The sequence below is a fragment of the Curtobacterium sp. YC1 genome (assembly GCF_016267665.1).
Lineage (GTDB): Bacteria > Actinomycetota > Actinomycetes > Actinomycetales > Microbacteriaceae > Curtobacterium.
Genome location: NZ_CP066341.1, coordinates 55,842 through 75,773 on the forward strand (window position 1 = coordinate 55,842; position 19,932 = coordinate 75,773).

General features: G+C 72.9%; 18 protein-coding genes. 7 read left to right on the forward strand and 11 right to left on the reverse strand.

Going from position 1 to position 19,932, the window contains the following annotated elements; genetic code table 11:
* Positions 1 to 41: 41 nt before the first annotated feature.
* A complete protein-coding gene (locus I8920_RS00290) occupies positions 42 to 875 on the forward strand; it encodes an SDR family oxidoreductase (RefSeq protein ID WP_198657230.1) in 834 nt (277 codons plus the stop codon).
* A gap of 88 nt (positions 876 to 963) precedes the next feature.
* Here the strand turns inward: I8920_RS00290 and I8920_RS00295 are convergent, their stop codons facing one another.
* The 10 genes from I8920_RS00295 to nucS all read right to left on the reverse strand — a co-directional run bounded on the left by I8920_RS00295 (position 964) and on the right by nucS (position 10,169).
* The gene (locus tag I8920_RS00295) at positions 964 to 2,244 is read right to left on the reverse strand and encodes an MFS transporter (protein WP_198657231.1); all 1,281 of its coding nucleotides are present in this window, start codon (positions 2,242 to 2,244) and stop codon (positions 964 to 966) included.
* Complete coding sequence (locus I8920_RS00300) at positions 2,241 to 2,915, reverse strand: HAD hydrolase-like protein (RefSeq protein ID WP_198657232.1); 675 nt, start codon at positions 2,913 to 2,915, stop codon at positions 2,241 to 2,243. Before I8920_RS00300 ends, I8920_RS00295 begins: the two co-directional genes overlap by 4 nt.
* Before the next feature lie 281 nt (positions 2,916 to 3,196).
* Positions 3,197 to 4,393, reverse strand: coding sequence for an ABC transporter permease (locus tag I8920_RS00305; RefSeq protein WP_198657233.1), 1,197 nt, complete (start codon positions 4,391 to 4,393; stop codon positions 3,197 to 3,199).
* Complete coding sequence (locus I8920_RS00310) at positions 4,383 to 5,321, reverse strand: ABC transporter ATP-binding protein (RefSeq protein ID WP_198657234.1); 939 nt, start codon at positions 5,319 to 5,321, stop codon at positions 4,383 to 4,385. The genes I8920_RS00305 and I8920_RS00310 overlap by 11 nt, the downstream gene beginning before the upstream one ends.
* Positions 5,318 to 6,106: a class I SAM-dependent methyltransferase gene (locus I8920_RS00315; RefSeq protein WP_198657235.1), complete on the reverse strand. Its 789-nt coding sequence runs from the start codon at positions 6,104 to 6,106 to the stop codon at positions 5,318 to 5,320. The genes I8920_RS00310 and I8920_RS00315 overlap by 4 nt, the downstream gene beginning before the upstream one ends.
* Positions 6,103 to 6,699, reverse strand: coding sequence for a DUF5819 family protein (locus I8920_RS00320; protein WP_198657236.1), 597 nt, complete (start codon positions 6,697 to 6,699; stop codon positions 6,103 to 6,105). Before I8920_RS00320 ends, I8920_RS00315 begins: the two co-directional genes overlap by 4 nt.
* Positions 6,699 to 8,612, reverse strand: coding sequence for an alpha/beta fold hydrolase (locus tag I8920_RS00325; RefSeq protein WP_198657237.1), 1,914 nt, complete (start codon positions 8,610 to 8,612; stop codon positions 6,699 to 6,701). The genes I8920_RS00320 and I8920_RS00325 overlap by 1 nt, the downstream gene beginning before the upstream one ends.
* A gap of 169 nt (positions 8,613 to 8,781) precedes the next feature.
* On the reverse strand, positions 8,782 to 9,000 hold the full coding sequence (locus I8920_RS00330; protein WP_198657238.1) for a hypothetical protein: 219 nt from the start codon (positions 8,998 to 9,000) through the stop codon (positions 8,782 to 8,784).
* 5 nt (positions 9,001 to 9,005) lie between these two features.
* Entirely contained in the window at positions 9,006 to 9,236 is a 231-nt protein-coding gene (locus tag I8920_RS00335; RefSeq protein ID WP_198657239.1) for a hypothetical protein, read from the reverse strand.
* Between the two features lie 237 nt (positions 9,237 to 9,473).
* Positions 9,474 to 10,169 (reverse strand): endonuclease NucS, encoded by a 696-nt coding sequence (nucS, locus tag I8920_RS00340; RefSeq protein ID WP_198657240.1) that lies wholly within the window; start codon positions 10,167 to 10,169, stop codon positions 9,474 to 9,476.
* A gap of 174 nt (positions 10,170 to 10,343) precedes the next feature.
* Between nucS and I8920_RS00345 the strand changes: the two genes are divergently transcribed.
* From I8920_RS00345 to I8920_RS00370, 6 genes are all read left to right on the forward strand, one after another.
* Positions 10,344 to 11,807: a purine-cytosine permease family protein gene (locus I8920_RS00345; protein WP_198657241.1), complete on the forward strand. Its 1,464-nt coding sequence runs from the start codon at positions 10,344 to 10,346 to the stop codon at positions 11,805 to 11,807.
* A 128-nt stretch (positions 11,808 to 11,935) separates the two neighbouring features.
* Positions 11,936 to 13,492 (forward strand): hydantoinase/oxoprolinase N-terminal domain-containing protein, encoded by a 1,557-nt coding sequence (locus I8920_RS00350; protein ID WP_198657242.1) that lies wholly within the window; start codon positions 11,936 to 11,938, stop codon positions 13,490 to 13,492.
* The gene (locus I8920_RS00355) at positions 13,489 to 14,703 is read left to right on the forward strand and encodes a DUF917 domain-containing protein (protein ID WP_232832769.1); all 1,215 of its coding nucleotides are present in this window, start codon (positions 13,489 to 13,491) and stop codon (positions 14,701 to 14,703) included. The genes I8920_RS00350 and I8920_RS00355 overlap by 4 nt, the downstream gene beginning before the upstream one ends.
* Positions 14,700 to 15,824, forward strand: coding sequence for a DUF917 domain-containing protein (locus I8920_RS00360; protein WP_198657243.1), 1,125 nt, complete (start codon positions 14,700 to 14,702; stop codon positions 15,822 to 15,824). The genes I8920_RS00355 and I8920_RS00360 overlap by 4 nt, the downstream gene beginning before the upstream one ends.
* Before the next feature lie 66 nt (positions 15,825 to 15,890).
* Entirely contained in the window at positions 15,891 to 16,985 is a 1,095-nt protein-coding gene (locus I8920_RS00365) for a DUF917 domain-containing protein (RefSeq protein WP_198657244.1), read from the forward strand.
* Complete coding sequence (locus tag I8920_RS00370; RefSeq protein ID WP_198657245.1) at positions 16,982 to 18,559, forward strand: helix-turn-helix domain-containing protein; 1,578 nt, start codon at positions 16,982 to 16,984, stop codon at positions 18,557 to 18,559. Before I8920_RS00365 ends, I8920_RS00370 begins: the two co-directional genes overlap by 4 nt.
* Before the next feature lie 12 nt (positions 18,560 to 18,571).
* On the opposite strand, the gene I8920_RS00375 is transcribed toward I8920_RS00370, so the two are convergent.
* Complete coding sequence (locus I8920_RS00375; RefSeq protein WP_198657246.1) at positions 18,572 to 19,879, reverse strand: MFS transporter; 1,308 nt, start codon at positions 19,877 to 19,879, stop codon at positions 18,572 to 18,574.
* Between the last annotated feature and the right edge of the window lie 53 nt (positions 19,880 to 19,932).

Here is a 19,932-nt window from a genome sequence, read left to right on the forward strand (position 1 = left end):
CGCGACCGCACCACCGAGCCGACACCACACGAGGAGCGACCATGACCATCGCCATCACCGGAGCGACCGGCAACATCGGCGGCGCGGTCAGCGCCGCGCTCGCCGCGGACGGCGTGCCGTTCCGGATGCTCGTGCGGGACGCGTCGCGCGCACCGCAGCTGCCGGGCACGGACATCGCCGTCGCGACCTACGCCGACGCCGAGGCGAGCCGGGCCGCGCTCGACGGGATCGAGGTGCTGCTCATGGTGTCCGGTGCCGAGGCCGAGGACCGCCTCGACCAGCACCGTACGTTCGTGCGGGCCGCTGCCGAGGCCGGCGTGCGGCACGTCGTCTACACGTCGTTCCTCGGCGCGGCGCCGGACGCGACCTTCACGCTCGGACGCGACCACTGGGCGACCGAGCAGGCGATCCGCGAGAGCGGGATGGCGTTCACGTTCCTGCGCGACAGCTTCTACCTGGACTTCGTCGAGGACCTGGTGGGCGAGGACGGCGTGATCCGCGGGCCGGCCGGCGACGGCGCCATGGCCGCGGTGGCCCGGGCCGACGTGGCGCGGGTCGCGACCGCGGTGCTGCACGACCCGGATGCGCACCGGGACCAGACGTACGACCTGACCGGGCCGGAGGCGATCACCCTCGCGCAGGCCGCCGCGATCGTGTCCGAGGTCCGTGGGCGCACCGTCAGCTACCACCCGGAGACGCTCGACGAGGCGTACGCGTCACGGGCGCAGTGGAACCCGGAGCCGTGGCAGGCCGACGCGTGGGTGAGCACCTACACGGCGATTGCCGAGGGGGCGCTCGCGCAGGTGTCTGGCGACGTCGAGCGGATCACCGGGCGGGCGCCGATGTCCCTGCGCGAGGTGCTCGAGGCGCGCTGACCGCGGGCGCTCGCGGTCGCGCGCGCACTTCGTGAGCAGGAATGGTCGGGTTGCGCGCTCCTGCTCACGAAGCGGGGCGCAGGTGGGCTCAGGTGACCCGGCGTGCGGCGATCGTCCCCGCGACGCCGAGGGTCAGCACCGAGACGAGCACGACGAGCAGCGGCGCGGTCCAGGTGCCCGTCGCCCCGTGCAGTGCACCCGCGACGAGGGGGCCGGCGGAGCCGAGCAAGTACCCGCCGCCCTGCACGAAGGCGGACATCCGGCGGGCGTCGGCGTCGCTCGACACGATGCGGACGATGACGATGAAGATCACGGTGATGCCGCCACCCTGTGCGGCTCCGCCGAGCACCGACGACAGCAACCAGAGCTGCGGCGCGAACAGCAGGCCGAGCGGCATCGCGAGCCACAGGAACCCGACCAGGGCGATGATCGCGCGGGGCCGCCACCGCGTCGCGAGCAGCGGGACCCCGAGTGCCCCGACCACGGCGAGGATCTGGAACACCGACGAGCTCGCGCCCGACGACGCCTTCGAGAAGCCGATCTCGTCGTGCAGCAGGGTCGGGATCCACGCGGTGAGGGCGTAGTACGAGAACGCCTGGCCGCCGAACGCCAGTGTCAGGCCCCACGTGATGAGCCGTCGCGCGGGCCGGATCGGTTCGGCGGCGGCGACGCGTGCGGCCTCGGCGGCCCGGGCGGTGCGGATCGCGCCGGTGTCGAGCACCTGGTCGATCGGGCCGGTCACGGGCAGGGGTTCGTCCTGCGCCGCCGGCAGCGGGCGACGCCAGGCCGCGCGGCCGCCGACCGCGTAGGTCCAGGCCGCGGCGGCGATCAGTGCGAAGAGCGCCCAGATCGCGATGGCGACCGGCCAACCCCACAGCGCGGCCAGGGGAGCGGTGCCGAGCGACGTGATCATCGACCCGACGTTGAGCGCCGACGTGTAGACCCCGGTGACCAGGCCGACGCGCTCCGGCGAGGTGTCCCGCCGGATCACGACCGGGATCACCACGTTGCCGATCGTGATGCCGATGCCGATGACCGCGGTGCCGATGAGCAGCGCGGCCGAGCTCGGGACGGACCGGACGACGGTGCCGACGAGCACGATCACGAGCGACAGCGACACCGCGCGTTCGGGGTCGGCCTTCGCGATCACCCAGCTGGCGAACGGCGTCGCCAGCGCGAAGCACAGCACCGGGATCGTCGTGAGCAGGCCGGCGATCGTCGCGGTCAGCCCGAGGTCGGCGCGCACGTCGCCGATCACCGGTGCGGTCGCGACGATCGGACCGCGGAAGTTCAGCGCGATGAGGACGATGGCGGCCGGCAGCAACCAGGCGGCGCCGCGGAGCCCCCGCCGGGCGACCTCGCCGCTCATGCGGCCGGCGGCGAGGACGGCAGCAGGATCGGCAGCAGGTCGAGCGGGGTCGCGGCCCGGGCGATGGTGCCCTCGGCCTCGTGCGGAGCGCCGTAGCCCCACTCGGCGAAGACGACCGGGACGCCGTGCACGGTCGCGCCCTGGACGTCGTGCTCCCGGTCGCCGATGAGCACCGGCCGGCTGATGTCGAAACCCCGCGCCTCGAGCCGGCGCAGTGCCTCCTCGACGACGTCGGCCTTGCTCGACCGGACCTCGTCGTCGCTCGCGCCGGTGATGATGTCGATGTCCCCGGTCAGGCCGTAGTGCTCGAGGATGTAGGTCGCGGGGGTCTCCGGCTTGCTCGTCGCCGTGGAGATCGGCAGGCCGGCCTGGTGCAGGGTGCGCAGCACGACGTCGATGTCGGGGAACATCGCCGAGTCGAGGGCGCCGTGCGAGAAGTAGTGCTCGCGGTAGACGGCGAGGGTGCGGTCGGCGAGCTCGTCGTCCATGCCCATCGCGATCCGGAACGTGTCCATAATCGGCGGGCCCACGAACGACATCAGGGTGTCGTGGTCGGGCACCGGCACGCCGACGGTGCGGAAGGTGTGGGTGAGGCTCTCGAGGATGCCCGGAGCGGAGTCGCTGATGGTGCCGTCGAGGTCGAACAGGATGGCGGAGAACGGGCTGGTCATGTCCTGCCCACCCTAGCCGGGCGGTGGCGGGCGACCACCCGGGTTGCGGCGGTGACGGGGCGGGCGCACGCCGCGCCTCCAGGCCGGGGGACCGGACGGTCCTCGCGGCGCCGGAGGGCGACGTCGACGGACGCGCTGGCCGATCAGCGACGTTTGCGCGAGAACCAACCCCCGGCGGTGAGCGAGAGGCCGGCGATCACGGCGATGACGACGATCCAGATGATTGTTGTGGTCTCCACGTTGTGCTCCTGTCGGTGTTGTGCGGGTGGGTGTGGTGCTGGTCAGGGGTTCGGGTGCTCCGGGCGGGGCTGAGCCGAGCGGACCGGCCTGCGGAGACGGCTGCGGCCGCCGGTGATGGACCGGTGGTAGACCCTCGCGCCGCCGACCGCGGCGATCACCGTGGCCGCGGCGATCACCGCCACGGACGCCACGAGGTCGACACCGGCGACCTCGCCGGCGGCGAGCCGCATCGGCATGAGGATCGCGGAGAACGGCGGGATCAGGCTCATCGTGCGCACCCACGGATCCCCGATGCCCTGGAGCGCGAGGATCGCGACGACGAACACCGCTGCGTTCAGCAGCTGGAGGGGCAGCAACGACGAGGACAGTGCCTCCGGCCGCTTCGCGGTGGCGGCGACCGCCCCGTAGATGAAGCCGTAGAAGGCGAACCCGAGGACGAACCACATGATGCTGACGAGCGCCGCCGGGGCGATGAGGTCCTGCAGGCCAGCCGTCCCGAACGCCCGCACGGCGCCGATCCCGACGAGGGCGAGGATCGCCATCTGGATGAGACCGAAGAGCCCGGTGCCGACGACCTTGCCGACGAGCAGGGACACGGGTCGCACGCGCGAGAACAGGATGTCGACGACCCGCGTCGTCTTCTCCTCCATCGTCCCCTGCGCGACCGACCCGCCGAGGCCGGCGATCTGGGTGAACAGCACGATGGACACGACGTACGCGAGCACGAGGCGTGCTGCGTCGCCGGACGAGTCGGAGACGGCACGGACCACCGGTTCGGGGACCGAGACCGGACTGCCGGTGGCGTCGGCCACCATCATCTCGAGTGTGCCGGTCCTGATCGCGGCTGCGACGGCCAGGCCGGCGGCCTCGTCGGCACTGTCGGCCACCGTGACCGTGACCCGGCCGTCGGCGACCGTTGCCGTCCCCGCGACGTCGCCGGAGTCGAGCGCCCTGGCAGCCTCGCTCGTGGTGTCGACGGCGCGGATGTCCACACCGGGCACCGCGCCCCGGCCGTCCGTCGAGAGCGCGGCGACGGCCTCGGGTGTCGCGGCGAACTCGAGCGCGCTCGAGGCGGTGTTGCCGGCCAGCAGCCTGGGGACGAGCGCGAGCGCGACGATGAAGAGACAGCTCACCACCATGCCGATCCAGAACGACCGCATGCGCAGTCCGACGTGGACCTCGCGTCCGGCGATGTGGCCGACCTGCCGGAGGTCGAGCCGTGGTCGATCAGACAGCATCCTGCGTCACCGCGTCTCGGTAGAGGTCGGACAGGGTCGCGCGGGCACGCTCGACGCCGATCACGTCGGCACCGGCGGCCAGGCGTCGGAAGACGTCCGCCTCCGTGCCGGGCGGTACCCGGACCACGTGGCGATCCGGATCCGTCGTCGCGCCGCTGAGCGCATGGCGACCGCTCGTCACCACGTCCGCACCGAGCTCGGCGAGCACACCCGGGGCGACGGGGGTGGCGGTGCGCACGACGTGGAGGTTCTCCGTCCCCTCGAGGAGGTCGTCGACTCGGTCCTCGGCGACGATCCGCCCGTCGTGGATGATGACGACCCGGTCGCAGACGCGCTCCATGAGGTCGAGTTGGTGACTCGAGAACAGGATCGGGCGGCCGGACCGTGCGGTGTCGGCGAGGACCGCGCCCATCGCGTCGACGCCGCTCGGGTCCAGGCCCGAGAACGGCTCGTCGAGGACGAGGGCAGTGGGGTCGCCGAGCAAGGCGGCGACGAGCTGCACGCGCTGCCGGTTGCCCAGGCTGAGTTCGCGGACGACGTCGCCGAAACGGTGCCGGATCCCCAACACGTCCCCCCACCGCGCGACTTCGGCGCGAGCCTGTCGGCGTCCCATGCCGTGGAGCCGCGCCAGGTACACGAGGTGGTCACCGACCCGCATCTCCGGGTACAGCCCCTGTTCCTCCGGCATGTACCCGATACCGCTGCGGTAGGCGGAGTCGATCGGGTGCCCTCCGACCGAGACCGTCCCGTGGTCGGCCTCGAGCAGGCCCAACAGGATCCGCATCGTCGTGCTCTTGCCGGCGCCGTTGCTGCCGATGAAACCGGTCACCTGCCCCGACGGCACGGTGAAGGAGACCCCGTCGAGTACGAGCCGGGACCCGAAGCGCTTGTCGAGGTCGCGAACCTCGATGGTGCCGGCCGGGTTCATGCCGGCCGCCGGAGGACCGCGATCCAGAGCGGGTTCTCGCCCGCTTCGTAGGGCGTGCCGTACCAGTCGCCGAGCAGCGCGACCCGTTCGAGGCCGGCGTCCTCCGCCCAGGCGGCGAGCTCGTCGGGTTCGACGAAGGCGACCCGTTCGTCGAAGAGCGTGACGGACCGCGGTTCCTCCCACCGGTGCGCGACGGACCAGGTGTCCGTCGCCGTGTCCAGACGGTAGGTCGACGTCAGGCGTGCACCGTCCGGGCGCTCGGTGACGACCGGCGGGGGCTCGACGCCGAACCTGCCGACCGCGGTCGCCCGGTCGTACGCCTCGACCACGAGGTGGCCACCCGGCGCGAGCCAGGACGAGGCCCGCCGCACGACGCCTTCCCGGTCGGCCGGGTCGGGCAGGCAGGAGAGCGAACCGAGGACACAGGCGACGAGGACGGCCGATCCGCTCGCTTCGGAGTGGTCCCGCATGTCCGCTTCGACCACCGTCGTCCGGGCTCGGGTCGAGGCGTCCTCGGCACCCAGGTTGTCCCGCAGGCGGTCCACCATGGCGGACGACACCTCCACGGCGCGCACGGTGTGGCCCGCACGCGCCAGCGGGATCGCCACCCGCCCGGTCCCGGCACCCAGTTCGACGATCCGGGACGCGGGCGCGACGAGGCTCCCGAGCGCCTCGGCCTCGAGCGCGCCACCGTGCTCGAACACCCGGTCGTAGACGCTCGCCCACGCTCCGCCGTACCCACCGGAGCGGTCGATGTCCTGGCGGTCCAGGTCGATGTCGATCACGATCGTTCCTCCGTCGGCGCGGACAGTTCCGCACCCTCGATCCGCGGGACGAGCCCGGAGACGAAGCGGTACTCGGGATCGCCGGACTCGTCGTAGCCGCTGTAGAGCACCACCATGAACTGGAAGGCGTCGCTGCCCGGCTCGAGGTCGCCGGCACGCTCGCGGCGCGCGACGGCGTGGCGGATGTAGTTGGCCACGAGCCGGTACGAGGACGCCTGCTGCATCTGCTCGACCTCGAGCGAATTGAGCGCGATGAGGTCGATGCCGACGTCGAAGAACGCTTTCTCGCGGCGTCGGCCGGGGAACCAGAACGCGTGCACGAGCCGCCGGCGGACGATGCTGGACGCCTCGTGCCAGGGGGACACCTGGCCGTCCGCCCCGCGGGTCCGGTACATCAGGTGGAAGTCCTGGGTGGCCGGCTCGGGGGCGAAGAACCGCCAGTTCGGGATCGTCAGCCCGACCGGGTCCAGGCTGCGGAGCCGGTCGAAGCTCCGCTGCGGGTGCTGGGTCAGGAGCGTCAGGACGAACCAGCCGGCGAACACCGCCTCGACGGCGGTCGTGACGACTGTGGTGGGTGCGGGTCGGCGGGCCATCAGCGCGCACCCTCCGCGTCCACGGGCACCCGCGGTGTCGTGTGCTGGAGGACGACGGCCGCGATCCGTGCGACGACTGCGCGGTCGGCGAGGAGACCGAGGTGGTCGGTGTCGTCGACCACGGTGAATCGGCCGTCGTCGCCGGCGCCCACGAACTCCTCGTCGAGCGCCCGCTGGTGCGGGTGTTCACGCAGGGTGCGGTCGGCAGCCACGACGTCGACACGAGCCGAGGTCGTCGGCAGGGTCCCCACCGGTGCGCGGAACACCTGGTACAGGCTCGTCCACTCCCGCTTGGCTGTGGACCACAGGGCGTGGTCGCGCAGTTCGGCCCGCAGCCGCGCTGCGACCTCGTCCGGGTAGAGGGACACCCACGGCGGGACGTCCAGCATCACACCGAGTCCGAGCCGGAGCGAGGGTGCGACGAGCCGCATCGACATGTCGAGCATGCGGGCCCCCTCGGCCTGCACCGCGGACACGGCGACCTCGCCCGGGTGCGTCGGGTCGAGGAGCACGACGCCGGTCACCCGTGACCCGAGGCGCTCCGCTGCACGGGTGACGAGGTACCCGCCGAGCGAGTGTCCCACCAGCACGACGTCACGATCGGCGGCGACCGCGTCGACCAGGTCGACCAGGTCGTCGACGGACTCCTGCAGGCTGTAGCTGTCCCGTGAGAAGTAGCTGCTCGCGCCGTACCCGGCGCGGCTGTAGAACAGGGTGTCGACCCGTCCGGCGAGCTCCTCGCCGTACCAGTGCCAGTAGGTGGCGGAGGACTGGTGACCGCTCTCGAACACGACGAGCGGCAGGGGCTGGGCACCGGGAGCGCGCCGGAGGCGGTAGGACAGCACGTTCCGTGAACGAGTGCGGTGCCGCCGGGCCTCGGGCCCGTCCGCTCGCTCGATGCCGGCGCGGCGCACCAGCGCGGAACCGATGCCGACGACCGCGAGGATGCCGGTGACCGAGGCGACGATCACCGGGAGCCGAGCGGGGGAGCGGTGCGCGCCTCCTGTCAGTGACCGCGCAGCCCGCCCCTGCACCAACGAGAGGATGGCCGGGTAGGTCGCCATGAAGGCCCACACGAACCGGGCGAGTCCCATGTACCGCGCGTTCGCCAGGTGGAACGCGGCCATCGCGCCGACGACCCCGTAGGCCGCGCGGGTGGGCAGCACGAAGACCAGCGGGAACGCGGTCTCGAGCACGAGGACGGTGTGCGCGGCGAGTCGGGAGAGGCGGGGGTGCGCGGTCAGGAACCGGTAGAGCCCCTCGTCGCCGTACGTGCGGGTGCGCAGGATCCCCGGGAGGGCTTCGCCGGTCCGCCACGTCCGGCTCACGATCTTCACCAGGCCGGAGACGCTGTACGACAACGCGGCCTGCATCGCCAGGAACCACACCGCCGCTTCGGCCGCTCGGGGTGAACCGCGACCGACACGGCCGAGGGCTGCCGAGGTCTGCACGAGGAAGGCGAGCTGGTCGGACCCGTCCGAGCCGTAGTGGTTCTTCGGGTGCAGCACGAGCGCGCTCGCAGCGAGGAAGGCGTTCGCCGGGGCCCGGTGTGCCGTCACGTGCGACGGCAGGAAGAGCGACAGCCCCGCGCCGATCCGGAGCACGTGGACGACGTTGTCGATCTTCTCTTCCGAGACGCGGTCGAGGAACGGCATCAGCTTCGGGAACCGGGCAGCCATCGCGCTGCGACCGTACGTCCAGTCGCCCAGGCCGCCGGGACGCTGGTCGCGTCGGCTGAACAGGTACTCGACGCTGCTGAGCACCTGCGTCACCGCGCTCATCCGTTCGGCCGCGAGCAGCGCCGTGCGCGGTCGCGACACGGCGGTCAACGCGTCACCGATGCCGGCCGTGATCGCCCGCAGACGGGGTGCGCGGAGCGGAGGGACGTGCGCGAGGACGGACCGGGCGTTCACGCGCGGCCCCCGCTCGCGGAACGGTCGAGTCGCTGGTGCATGGGTGTGTGGCCTCCTGGGCGAGGGAGTCGCGGGTGCGACCCGTCTGGACGAGGACGTACGTCGACCCGACCGCTGCGCGGTCGAGCGGGGTGCCGGCCGACGAGGAACCGTCGGCCGGCACGGGAGGTCAGCCGATGGCTTGACCGATGGTGAACCCGGCCGTGAACGCCGCGGCACCCGCCGCTGCGCCCTTGAACGCAGCGACGAAACCGGGGCAGAACGCCGCGGCCGTGGCGGGCGTCGCGAGGACCGGGACGGAGGCGCTCAGACCCCGGCTGGACACGTCGGCGAAGGGCAACGTCGCGAGCGCGGCATCCGCGTTCACTTTCTCGAGCAGCATCGTCACCACCCCTAGTCGGCCGTCGCGACGCCGACCCAGACGCCGGCACCGAACAGCCCGGCGAACGCGGCCGCACCGGCGACCGCCCCCTTGTTGGCTGCCACGAACGCGGCAGCGGCCGTGACGGTGGCCGGGGTGGCCAGCACGGGCAGCTCCCCTGGTGCTCCGGACCAGTTGGTGCGGTCCATCTGCAGGTTCGCGATCGACAGATCGCTGTTCACACGTGACGCGAGTGACGTCATGGTCTTCCCCATTCCTCTTCCGTTATCGACATCGATCACGGCCGGCACCGCCCCGGAGGACGGCGAGATGACGGAGGACAGCTGCGCCGGTCGCCCCGCGACTCCCCCCCTGTCAACTCTTACAGGTTCGGTCACAGAGGTCGCCCGGTCGGCCCCCTTTCGAGGGTCGTCACACGCGATTGCCACGGAAACCTCAGGTCTCCGTACCCCAGAAGGAGGACCCGGATCGGGCCTTTCTCAGAACAGGCGGGTGTGCCCGCCCTCGATGCCGCGCATCGCGTCGTAGTCGAGCACGAGGACGCGGATGCCGCGGTCCTCGGCGAGGGTGCGCGCCTGCGGTGCGACCGTCTGCGCGGCGAGCACGCCCTGCACCGGACGCAGGTGCGGGTCGCGGTTCATGAGCTCGAGGTACCGGGTGAGCTGCTCGACCGCGTCGATGCCGGCGTTGCGCTTCATCTCGACCGCGACGCTCGCTCCCGCGTCGTCACGCGCCAGGATGTCGACCGGACCGATGGCGGTCATGTACTCGCGGCGCACCAGGGTGTGGCCGTCACCGAGGAGCTCGATCTGCTCCGCGAGCAGCTGCTGCAGGTGCGCCTCGACGCCGTCCTTCACCAGGCCCGGGTCGACGCCCAGGTCGTGGGACTCGTCCGCGACGACCTCGTACAGGGACACGATGAGCTTGTCCTGCGTCTTCTTCTGCGTGACCGTCCACACCTGCGTGATGCCGGCGCTCGACTGCTCGTCGTCGGGTTCGGTGATCTCGATCGAGCACGGCGGGCTCATCCAGTTCAGCGGCTTGTAGCTGCCGCCGTCGGAGTGCACGAGGAGCGAGCCGTCCGCCTTGAGCATGAGCAGGCGGGTCGCGAGCGGCAGGTGGGCGGAGAGCCGGCCCGCGTAGTCGACGGAGCAACGGGCGATGACGAGACGCACCTCGGAAGCCTAACGGGCGGGCGTTCGCCGACGTGCGAGCGACTCGGCCGGTGCACTGTGCCCGGATTCACGTGCCCGTAACGACGTTCTGCACATGTACGCCGCGACGGCAGGGTCCTACCGTGGCTCCCAATCCGATCGGCCCCACGCCGAATCCTTCCCCGAGGAGCCCCCATGGCCAGCGAGACCGCAGTGTCAGCACCACGAAGCCCGCGCGGCGAGTCGGTCGTCGTCGACGACTACTCGCTCAGCCGTGTCCCGATGTCCGCCCGCTACGGCTGGTTCCAGGTCGCCGTGCAGCGCTTCGGGCAGATCTCGGCCCTGTCGCAGTTCCTGCTCGGCGCGACGCTCGGCTTCGGCATGGGCTTCTGGGAGGCCTTCTGGGCGATCACGCTCGGTGCCGTCATCCTCGAGATCGTCTCGGTGCTCGTCGGTGTCATCGGCGTGCGCGAGGGGCTGAACACGTCGGTCATCGCCCGCTGGACCGGGTTCGGCAAGGCCGGGTCGGCGCTGGTGGGCCTGGCGATCGGCCTGAGCCTGATCGGCTGGTTCGGCATCCAGTCGGGCGTCTCGGCAGCCGGGCTCGTCGCGATCCTGCCGATCCTGCCCGCATGGGCCTGGTCGCTCGTGTTCGGGCTGCTCGTCACGGCGATCGTCCTGCGCGGGTTCAACTCGATGCAGTGGCTGGCGAACGTGACCGTGCCGCTGTTCCTCGTCCTGGTGGGCTGGGCGGTGGTGGTCGAGCTGAGCCAGCACTCGATCGCCGAGCTCGCCGCGCGGGCCCCGGCCGGCCCCGAGCTCAGCTTCGTCGCGGGCACCACGCTCGTCGCCGGCGGGTTCATCGTCGGTGCGGTCATCACGCCCGACATGACGCGCTTCAACCGCACCACCGGCGACGTCGTGAAGCAGACCCTGCTCGGCGTGACGCTCGGTGAGTACGTGATCGGCCTGGCTGGCGTCCTGCTCGCACACGCCGTCGGCTCCGCGGACATCACCCGCGTGATCACGTCGAGCGTCGGCTGGGTCGGCATCCTGGTGATCCTGCTCGGGACGTTCAAGATCAACGACTGGAACATCTACAGCTCGAGCCTGGGCGTGACGAACTTCATCGACGCGGTGTTCGGCAAGCAGGTGAACCGCGGCCTGGTCACGCTCGTGATGGGTGTCGTCGGGTCGGTGCTCGCCGCGGTCGGGTTCCTCGGCGCACTCGCTCCGTTCCTCACGGTGCTCGGGGTCGTCTTCCCGCCGATCGCCGGGATCATGGTCGCGGAGTACTTCGTGGTGAAGCGGTGGCGGCGTGAGCTCAGCGGTGCCGAGAACATCCCCGCGACCTCGCCGACGTGGGTGCCGGCCACCCTGGTGATCTGGGCGGTCGCCTCGCTGATCGGGTACTTCGTGGCCGTCGGCATCCCCTCGATCAACTCCGTGGTCATCGCGTTCGTGCTCTATGTGATCGCCGGCAAGACCGGCCTGGTGCGGGGCGTGGGCGTGAGCCGCACCGAGTCGGCACCCACGGCCGACGCGCCCACGGCGGCCGCCGCTCAGCCCGCCGGGACCGGTGCCCAGCCCGCGACGGCCGGCGAGCAGCCCGCCGTGCCCGGCACCCAGCCCGCCACGGCCGGCGAGCAGCCCGCCTGACGGGCCCCCGAACGGCCGGTCGCGGCGTCGCGCACCTGATCCGCGTGACGGCGCGGCCGGTCCCCACCCCCGCTCCACCCCCACAGCACCCGCACCCCGCTCCACAGCACCACCGAAGGGAACCACCCATGCGCATCGGCATCGACGTCGGCGGCACCAACACGGACGCCGTCCTGATGGACGGCAGCACCGTCCGTGCAGCGGTCAAGCGGTCCACCACCCCGGACGTGACCTCGGGCATCGTCGCCGCGCTCGAGGGCCTGCGCGAGCAGCACGCCTTCGGCACCACCGACATCGACGGCGTGATGATCGGCACCACCCACTTCATCAACGCGCTCATCGAGGCCCGCGGCCTCGCCCCGACCGCGGCGGTGCGACTGGGCCTGCCCGCGACCGCGTCCCTGCCGCCGTTCACCGACTGGCCCGGCCACCTGGTGTCGGCCGTGAACGCTCAGCCGTTCCTGGCGCACGGCGGCCACGAGTTCGACGGCCGCGTGATCTCGGAGCTCGACCCCGAGGAGCTCAAGCGGCACGCGGGTGCGATCGCCGCCGCCGGCATCCGCTCGGTGGCGATCTCGTCGGTGTTCTCGCCGATCAACGACGAGTTCGAGCAGCGCGCGCAGGAGATCATGGCCGCCGAGCTCGGCCCGGACGTGGCGTTCTCGTTGTCGTCGGAGATCGGGCGCATCGGCCTGCTCGAGCGCGAGAACGCGACGATCATCAACGCGGCACTGCGCGAGCTCGCCGACCGCATCGTCGACGGCCTGTCCGGGTCGGTCACGGGCAGCGGCATCGACGCGCCCCTGTTCCTCAGCCAGAACGACGGCACCCTGATGGACGTCGAGTACGCCCGCCGCTACCCGGTGGCGACGTTCGCCTCGGGCCCGACGAACTCGATGCGCGGTGCCGCCGTGCTGTCGGGCTTCGACACCTGCGCGGTCGTCGACGTCGGCGGCACCACGAGCGACGTCGGCGTCCTGACCGCAGGCTTCCCGCGCGAGGCCACCGGCGAGGTCGCCGTCGCCGGCATCCGCACGAACTTCCGCATGCCCGACGTGCTGTCGGTCGGCATCGGCGGCGGCTCGCGCATCCGCGAGGACGGCAGCGTGGTCGGCCCGGACTCCGTCGGCTACCGGCTGACCGAGGAGGGCCTGGTGTTCGGCGGTTCGACGCTGACCGCCACCGACGTCGCCGTCCGCGGCGGCCGCGGTGCGATCGGCGACCCGTCGCTCGTCGACGGGGTGCCCACCGAGGTCGCCGCCCGCGCCCTCGACGTCATCGCCGAGCGCGTCGCCGACATCGTGGAGCGCATGCGCACCTCGTCGGCGCCGCTGCCGGTCGTGGCGGTCGGCGGCGGCTCGGTGCTGCTGCCGGACACCCTGCCCGGGCTCGGCACCGTGCACCGCCCCGAGCACTACTCGGTCGCCAACGCCATCGGTGCCGCGATCGCGCAGGTCAGCGGGGAGGTCGACAAGGTCTACGCGATCAGCGACGGCCGCCGGTCCGCCGTGGTCGACGAGGCCCGGCAGGAGGCCGTCGACCGTGCGATCGCGGCCGGCGCCGACCCCGGGTCGGTGGACATCGTGGACTTCGACGAGGTCCCGATCCCGTACCTGCCGGGCAACGCCACCCGCATCCGCGCCAAGGCGGTCGGCGACCTGGCGCTCGGAGCGCTGGTCCGATGAGCGTCACGCAAGCAGCGCCCCGCGCCGGAGCCGCACACGCCGCAGCCGCGCGGGCAGCATCCAGGCGCGCCGCGCCCACAGCACCCCTCCTCACCGAGATCGGCACCGACTGCTCCGCCCTCGCCCGGGGCGCCGCGATCCTCGGTACCGGCGGCGGCGGCGACCCCTACATCGGCCGTCTGCTCGCCGAGGCCGCCGTCCGCGCCCACGGCCCGGTCGAGATCGTCCAGGTCGAGGACCTGCCCGACGACGCCGTGGTGCTGTCGGTCGCGATGATCGGCGCCCCGACCGTGATGGTCGAGAAGCTGCCGTCCGCAGCGCAGTTCGCCCAGGCGATCCGCAGCCTGGCCGCCTTCCTCGGCGTGACCCCGACCCACCTGGCCTGCATCGAGGTCGGTGGCGTCAACTCGACGACCCCGATCGTCGCGGCGGCCGAGCTCGGCCTGCCGCTCGTCGACGGTGACGGCATGGGCCGCGCCTTCCCCGAGGTGCAGATGGTGCTGCCGACCCTGTCCGGTGTCAGCGCCACCCCGATGGCGCTCGCCGACGAGAAGGGCAACACCGCCGTCTTCGACACGGTGGACAACCGGTGGGCGGAACGGCTCGCCCGCACCGCGACGGTCGAGATGGGCTGTTCCGCGATCACCGCGCAGTACGCCATGTCCGGCGCACAGGTGAAGGAGTCCTTCGTGCGCGGCAGCCTGTCGCTGAGCGTCCGGCTCGGCGAGACCCTGGTGCGGGCGCGCGAGGAGAACGCCGACCCCGTCACGGCGGTCACCGCCGTGCTCGGCGGCTCGGTCGTCTTCGAGGGCAAGGTCGCCGACATCGAGCGGAAGACCGTCACCGGGTTCGCGCGCGGTACCGCCCGCATCGCCGGTTCCGGCAGCGACACCGGACTGGAGGCACTGCTCCGGTTCCAGAACGAGCACCTGCTGGTCGAGGTGGCCGGCCGGGTCCGCACCACGGCTCCCGACCTCATCATCACCTTGGACGCCGAGACCGGCGAGCCGATCACCACCGAGGCCCTGCGGTTCGGCGCCCGCATCCGGATCATCACGGCCCCGGCCGACGAGCGCTGGCACTCCCCGGACGGCCTGCGCCTGGCCGGCCCGCGGTACTTCGGCTACGACACCCCAGCCGTCCGCCACGACGGCACCACGAGCCGCGGCGAGACGAGCACGGGCGAGACGAGCACGGAGGAAGAACGATGAGCTGGACCCTCGACGTCGACGACCTGCCCGACCTGGCCCGCGGCGCCGCCCTGCTCGGCACCGGCGGCGGGGGCGACCCGACCATCGGGATGCTCCTGGTGCGTGCCGCCATCGAACAGCACGGGCCGATCACGATCCTCGACCCGTCCGAGGTACCCGACGACGCCCTCGTGATCCCGACCGCGCAGATGGGTGCCCCCACCGTGGTGCTCGAACGGATCCCGGCCGGCCCGGAACCCCTCGGCGCCCTCCGTCGACTCGAGGCCCACCTCGGCCGGACCGCCACCGCCACCATGCCGATCGAGTGCGGCGGCATCAACTCGATGATCCCGCTGCTCGTCGGCGCCACCGGTGGCCTGCCCGTCGTCGACGCAGACGGCATGGGCCGAGCGTTCCCCGAGCTGCAGATGGAGACGTTCTCGGTCTACGGGGTCCCGGGCAGCCCGCTGGCGATCAGCGACGAGAACGGCCACGGCGTCATCATCGAGACCGGCACGGACAACAAGCAGATGGAGTGGCTGGCCCGCGGGGTCACCATCCGGCTCGGCGGCGTCGCCTACATCGCCGAGTACGCCATGTCCGGCCGCCAGGTGCGCGAGACCGCGGTGCCGCGCACCCTGTCCCTGGCGCTCTCGGTGGGACGGGCGATCCGGGTCGCCCGCGAGACGAACCGCGACCCCGTCGACGCCCTGGCCGAGGCCTTCGGCGCGACGATCTACACGCACCTGCGCGAGCTGTTCGACGGCAAGGTCGTCGACGTCGAGCGCCGCACGGTCGACGGGTTCGCCCGCGGCCGGGCCACCGTGCAGGGCGCGGACGGCTCCGAGCTCGAGATCCGGTTCCAGAACGAGAACCTCGTCGCGCACCGGGACGGCCGACTCGTCGCCGTCGTCCCGGACCTGATCTGCGTGCTCGACGCCGAGACCGCCGAGCCGATCACGACCGAGCGGCTGCGCTTCGGTCAGCGCGTCCGGGTCATCGGGGTCTCGACGCCCGAGCTCATGCGCACGCCCGAGGCACTCGACGTGTTCGGCCCGTCGTGCTTCGGCCTCGACGACCGGTTCGTGCCGGTCGAGGACCTGCACGAGCACGTGCGCCCGCTCCTCGCGACGGTCGGCTGAGCGACGACCGGCTCCGGGTCGGCCGCGCGCCGACCCGGCTGCCGGTCGCGGCACCAGAATGGACCCATGGACCAGGGCGACCGACGTGGCGGCGGTGTGACGGGCCTCCAGGCCGACGACGCGGCCGTGTTCGGACGCGGCACCGCGCTGCTCGGCTGCGGAGGCGGCGGACGGGTCGACCACATGGTCAGCGCGCTCCGGCTCGCCCTGGGCGACCGCAGCGTGCCCGTCGTCGACCTCGACGACCCGGGGTTGGAGTCCGTGACCGCCGTCGGCCTGGTGGGGTCGACGACCGTGCTCGAGGAGAAGATGCCGAGCGGTGACGAGCTGCCCGCGGCGCTCGCCGCGGTGGAACGGTGGACCGGCCGCCGTGCGGACGCCGTCGTCGCCGCGCAGATCGGCGGGGTCACCGGACCGGCCGCAGCGCTCACCGCCCACGCGGCCGGACTCCCGCTCGTCGACGCCGACCTGGTCGGCCGCGCCGTCCCGCGCATCGACCAGCTGTCGGTGTTCATCGGACCCGTCACCACCGTCACGGCCGCCGCGGCCACCACGAGCGGCCTGCGGATCGTGGTCGACGCGCAGCAGCCGCTCGACCTGGAGACCGTGTGGCGCGAGGCGGTGTCGCACAGCGGCGGCTGGGCGGCCTTCGCGATCGGACCGGTCCCCGTCGCGCTGCTGCGCGAGCGGGCCGTCGTCGGCAGCGTGCAGCGCGCCCTGCACGTCGGACGCGCGGCGGCCCAGGCGCGGGACGCCGCCGACCTCGCCGCCCGCACCGGTGGCCGGGTCGTCGCCCAGGGTCGGGTCGTCGACGTGCACCGCGAGGGGGACGCCCTGGCGTTCGTGCGCAGCAGCATCGCGATCCGCGACGCAGGGACCGGGGCGATCGCCCGGGTGGAGGCGGGCAGCGAGTACGTGCACTGCCTGGTGGACGGTCTGCCGGTCGCCAGCACGCCGAGCGTGATCACCGTCGTCGACGCCCGGTCGCTCGCGCCGGTGGCGACGGACCGCATCCGGGTCGGCAACGAACTCGCGGTGCTCGTGCTGCCGTCGGCGCCGTGGTGGTGGGCGGACCCCGCCCGCACCGAGCGGGTGGCGCCCCGGGCGTTCGGCATCGACGCCGACGTGGTGCCGGAGCCGTCAGCGGAGCCGGTCCCGTGACCGCGCTCGGCGACCTGCTGCCGCTGCTGCCGACCGGCACCCGCCTGCTGGTCGGCCCCCGTGCCGGCCTCAGTGCCGGACCCGGCGCGGGCACGGAGCCCGGCTCGGGGGTCGGCAGCGCGACGGTGCGCGGCGTACGCGGGGTCGTGGGGGCCCCCGACGAGGTCGGCCGCTCGCTGCGCGACGGCGACGACGTCGTCGTGCTCCTGTCGCCGGTCACACGGGCCGACGCCCGGTTCGACGTGCTGCTCCGCCGAGCCTCGGCCGCCGGCGTCAGCACCCTGGTCGTCGACGACGGGCTCGAACTCGGCCCGGGCACCGTCTCGCTCGCCGAGCGGCTGGGCGTGACGGTGCTCGCCACCCCGGACCCCTGGGCGACCTCGGTCCGCCTGCACGAACTCATCGGCACCGGGATGGCCCCGGCGGCCCGGGCGGCGCTCGCCGCGTCACGGGTGGCGCTCGACGCCGGCCCCGAGCTCGACGACCTGTTCGCCCGGATCGACCGGGAGCTCGGGCACCCCGTCCGGTTCCTCGACGCCTCGGGCCTGGCACTCCGCGGCGGCGCCGTCGACGATGCGGCCCGCGCCGTGCTCGTCCGTCGCGCCGGCACGAGCGACGTGCTGACCGCCGAGGGCGCGAGCGAGACCCTCGTCGCGATCCCGGTCGGCACCGGCATCGGGCCGCGCGCCTGGTTGGCCGTCGGACTGCCGGCCCCGATCGCGGCTGAGCAGCAGGTCGTCGCGAGTGCGCTCCGGGTGGCCGCCGTCGCCGTCGGGCACCGGCTGCTGCTCACCCGCCTCGACGACGAGCGCGACGCCCGGTACCGGATGGCGATGCTCGACGAGCTCCGCGCCGCCGACGGGGCCCCGGCCCCGCAGCTCGTGCAGCGCACCATCGCCGCCGGGTGGCGGCTCGACGCCTGGCACGTCGGCGCGCGCGTGGTCGCGCGGCAGGGCGTCGACCTGGTCGCGCTCCGCCAGCAGGTCGATGCCGCCGTGCGCGCCGAGGGACTCGACGCGGTCGTCGTCGAGCAGGCGGACGGCTGGGTGCTGTGGGTGTCGGAACCCGACGAACCCGGCCGGGAGGCGGTGGCCGACACCGCGGGTCGGCTGCGGCGCGCGCAGAACGCACTCCGCTCCACCGTGGAGACCAACGTGGGTGTCGGCAGTCTGCAGGCGGGCCCTGCCGGACTGGTCCGGACGCTCGGTGAGGCGGGCGACGCCGCCCGCCTGGCCGCCAGCCGCCCGGAGTCGGGGCACTTCGTGCACGTCGACCGGCTCGGGCTCGCCCAGCTGCTGCTCGCGTGGACGCAGACGGACACGTTCCTGCCGGCCTCGCGGCAGTTGCTCGCCCCGCTCGAACGCGGCGGCGGGGCGCTGCTGGCGACGCTCGCCGCCTACCTGGACGCCGAGTCGTCGATCGCCGAGACAGCCGCCGTGCTCGGGGTGCACCGGAACACCGTGGCCGACCGGATCGCGCGGGTGGAGCGGGTGCTCGGCGTGGACCTGTCCGACCCGGAGACCCGGCTCGCGCTGCACCTGGCGACGCGGGCGCGGGCGGGGGAGGGGGACTGAGCGCGGGGTGCGTCAGCTGCGGCTGGTCTCGCTCGTCTTGTCGGTCTGGCTGGCCTTCTCGGTCTCACGCTTCGTTGTCCCGCTCGTCTTGGCGGCCCCGCGGGCGGGCCGGGCTGCGGCGCCGGTCTCGCGCGCCGCACCCGAGGCCAGCCCGGCTGCGATGATGAACACGAAGACGATGAGCAACGCCCCGAGCAGGCCGATCTCCTCGCCGAGGAACCCGATCAGCGGCGGACCGGCCAGGAACGCCACGTAGCCGATCGTCGCGACGGCGCTGACCTTGGCGGCCGCGGTGCGGGGGTCGTCGGCCGCGGCGGACATGCCCATCGGGAAGCCGAGGCTGGCACCGAGGCCCCAGAGCACGACGCCGACGATCGCGAGCGGCACGTTGTCGATGAAGATGAGCATGCCGAGGCCGACCACCGCGACGATGGCGCTGATGCGCAGGATCGGCACGCGGCCGAACTTGTCGATCAGGGGGCTGCCCGCGACGCGCCCTGCCGTCATCGCGGCGAGGAACACCGTCAGCACGGCAGCGCCGCCGGCGTTGTCGAGCCCGTGTCCGTCGATCATCGCGAGGGGCAGCCAGTCGTTCGCGGACCCCTCGGCCAACGCCATGCCGAGCACGATCACGCCGATGAGCAGCGTGGAGGGCTGTGCCCAGACCTGCCAGCGGGTGAGCGGCGTCGCGACCGGGCTGGTGTCCGTCGACACCGGCTGCTCGAAGCGGTGCTCGTCCTGGAACTTCGTGACCGCGACGAGCATGACCGCGCTCGTGATGACGACGAGCACGATGAAGTGCCACGACACCGGGATCTCGAACCGCTCGGCCAGGGCGCCGAGGCCCGCGCCGGCGAGCGTGCCGAGGCTGAACGCGGCGTGGAACAGCGGCATGATCGTGCGCCCGCCGGCTTTCTCTGCCGCGGCGCCGGAGACGTTCATCGACACGTCGCACAGACCGTTGCCGAAGCCGAACGCGATGAGCGCGATCCAGATGGCGGCGAAGCCCCACCCGAGCGTCACCGCGACCCCGGCGAAGATCATGCCGAGCGCCAGGCACGCCGCAGCCACCTGCACGCCCCGACGAGCACCGAGCTTCGCGACGATGTGCCCGGCGAACGTCAGGCCCCCGATCGAGCCGACCGCCATGCCGAGCACCAGGATGCCCATCTCGAACGTGCTCGCCCCGAGGGAGTCCCGCACGCTCGGAATCCGGCCGAGCCAGGTCGCGATGTCGAGCCCGGACAGGGTGAACACGACGAACACCGCGATGATCCAGGCCCTGGTGGTCGGGACGGTGCGGGTGGACGGCGTCGTCATGGTGGTTCCCATCGTGCTGCGGCGCGGGCGGTGGTGCGCGTTCTGGTGCCGGT

Excerpts from the sequence above, each read along its gene's own strand:
- I8920_RS00295 (WP_198657231.1), bottom strand. The coding sequence starts at position 2,244 with ATGAGCGGCGAGGTCGCCCGGCGGGGGCTCCGCGGCGCCGCCTGGTTG.
- I8920_RS00365 (WP_198657244.1), top strand. The coding sequence starts at position 15,891 with ATGGACCAGGGCGACCGACGTGGCGGCGGTGTGACGGGCCTCCAGGCC.
- I8920_RS00335 (WP_198657239.1), bottom strand. The coding sequence starts at position 9,236 with ATGACGTCACTCGCGTCACGTGTGAACAGCGATCTGTCGATCGCGAAC.
- I8920_RS00355 (WP_232832769.1), top strand. The coding sequence starts at position 13,489 with ATGAGCGTCACGCAAGCAGCGCCCCGCGCCGGAGCCGCACACGCCGCA.
- I8920_RS00300 (WP_198657232.1), bottom strand. The coding sequence starts at position 2,915 with ATGACCAGCCCGTTCTCCGCCATCCTGTTCGACCTCGACGGCACCATC.
- I8920_RS00320 (WP_198657236.1), bottom strand. The coding sequence starts at position 6,699 with ATGGCCCGCCGACCCGCACCCACCACAGTCGTCACGACCGCCGTCGAG.
- I8920_RS00290 (WP_198657230.1), top strand. The coding sequence starts at position 42 with ATGACCATCGCCATCACCGGAGCGACCGGCAACATCGGCGGCGCGGTC.
- I8920_RS00375 (WP_198657246.1), bottom strand. The coding sequence starts at position 19,879 with ATGACGACGCCGTCCACCCGCACCGTCCCGACCACCAGGGCCTGGATC.
- I8920_RS00310 (WP_198657234.1), bottom strand. The coding sequence starts at position 5,321 with ATGAACCCGGCCGGCACCATCGAGGTTCGCGACCTCGACAAGCGCTTC.
- I8920_RS00360 (WP_198657243.1), top strand. The coding sequence starts at position 14,700 with ATGAGCTGGACCCTCGACGTCGACGACCTGCCCGACCTGGCCCGCGGC.
- I8920_RS00305 (WP_198657233.1), bottom strand. The coding sequence starts at position 4,393 with ATGCTGTCTGATCGACCACGGCTCGACCTCCGGCAGGTCGGCCACATC.
- I8920_RS00350 (WP_198657242.1), top strand. The coding sequence starts at position 11,936 with ATGCGCATCGGCATCGACGTCGGCGGCACCAACACGGACGCCGTCCTG.
- I8920_RS00345 (WP_198657241.1), top strand. The coding sequence starts at position 10,344 with ATGGCCAGCGAGACCGCAGTGTCAGCACCACGAAGCCCGCGCGGCGAG.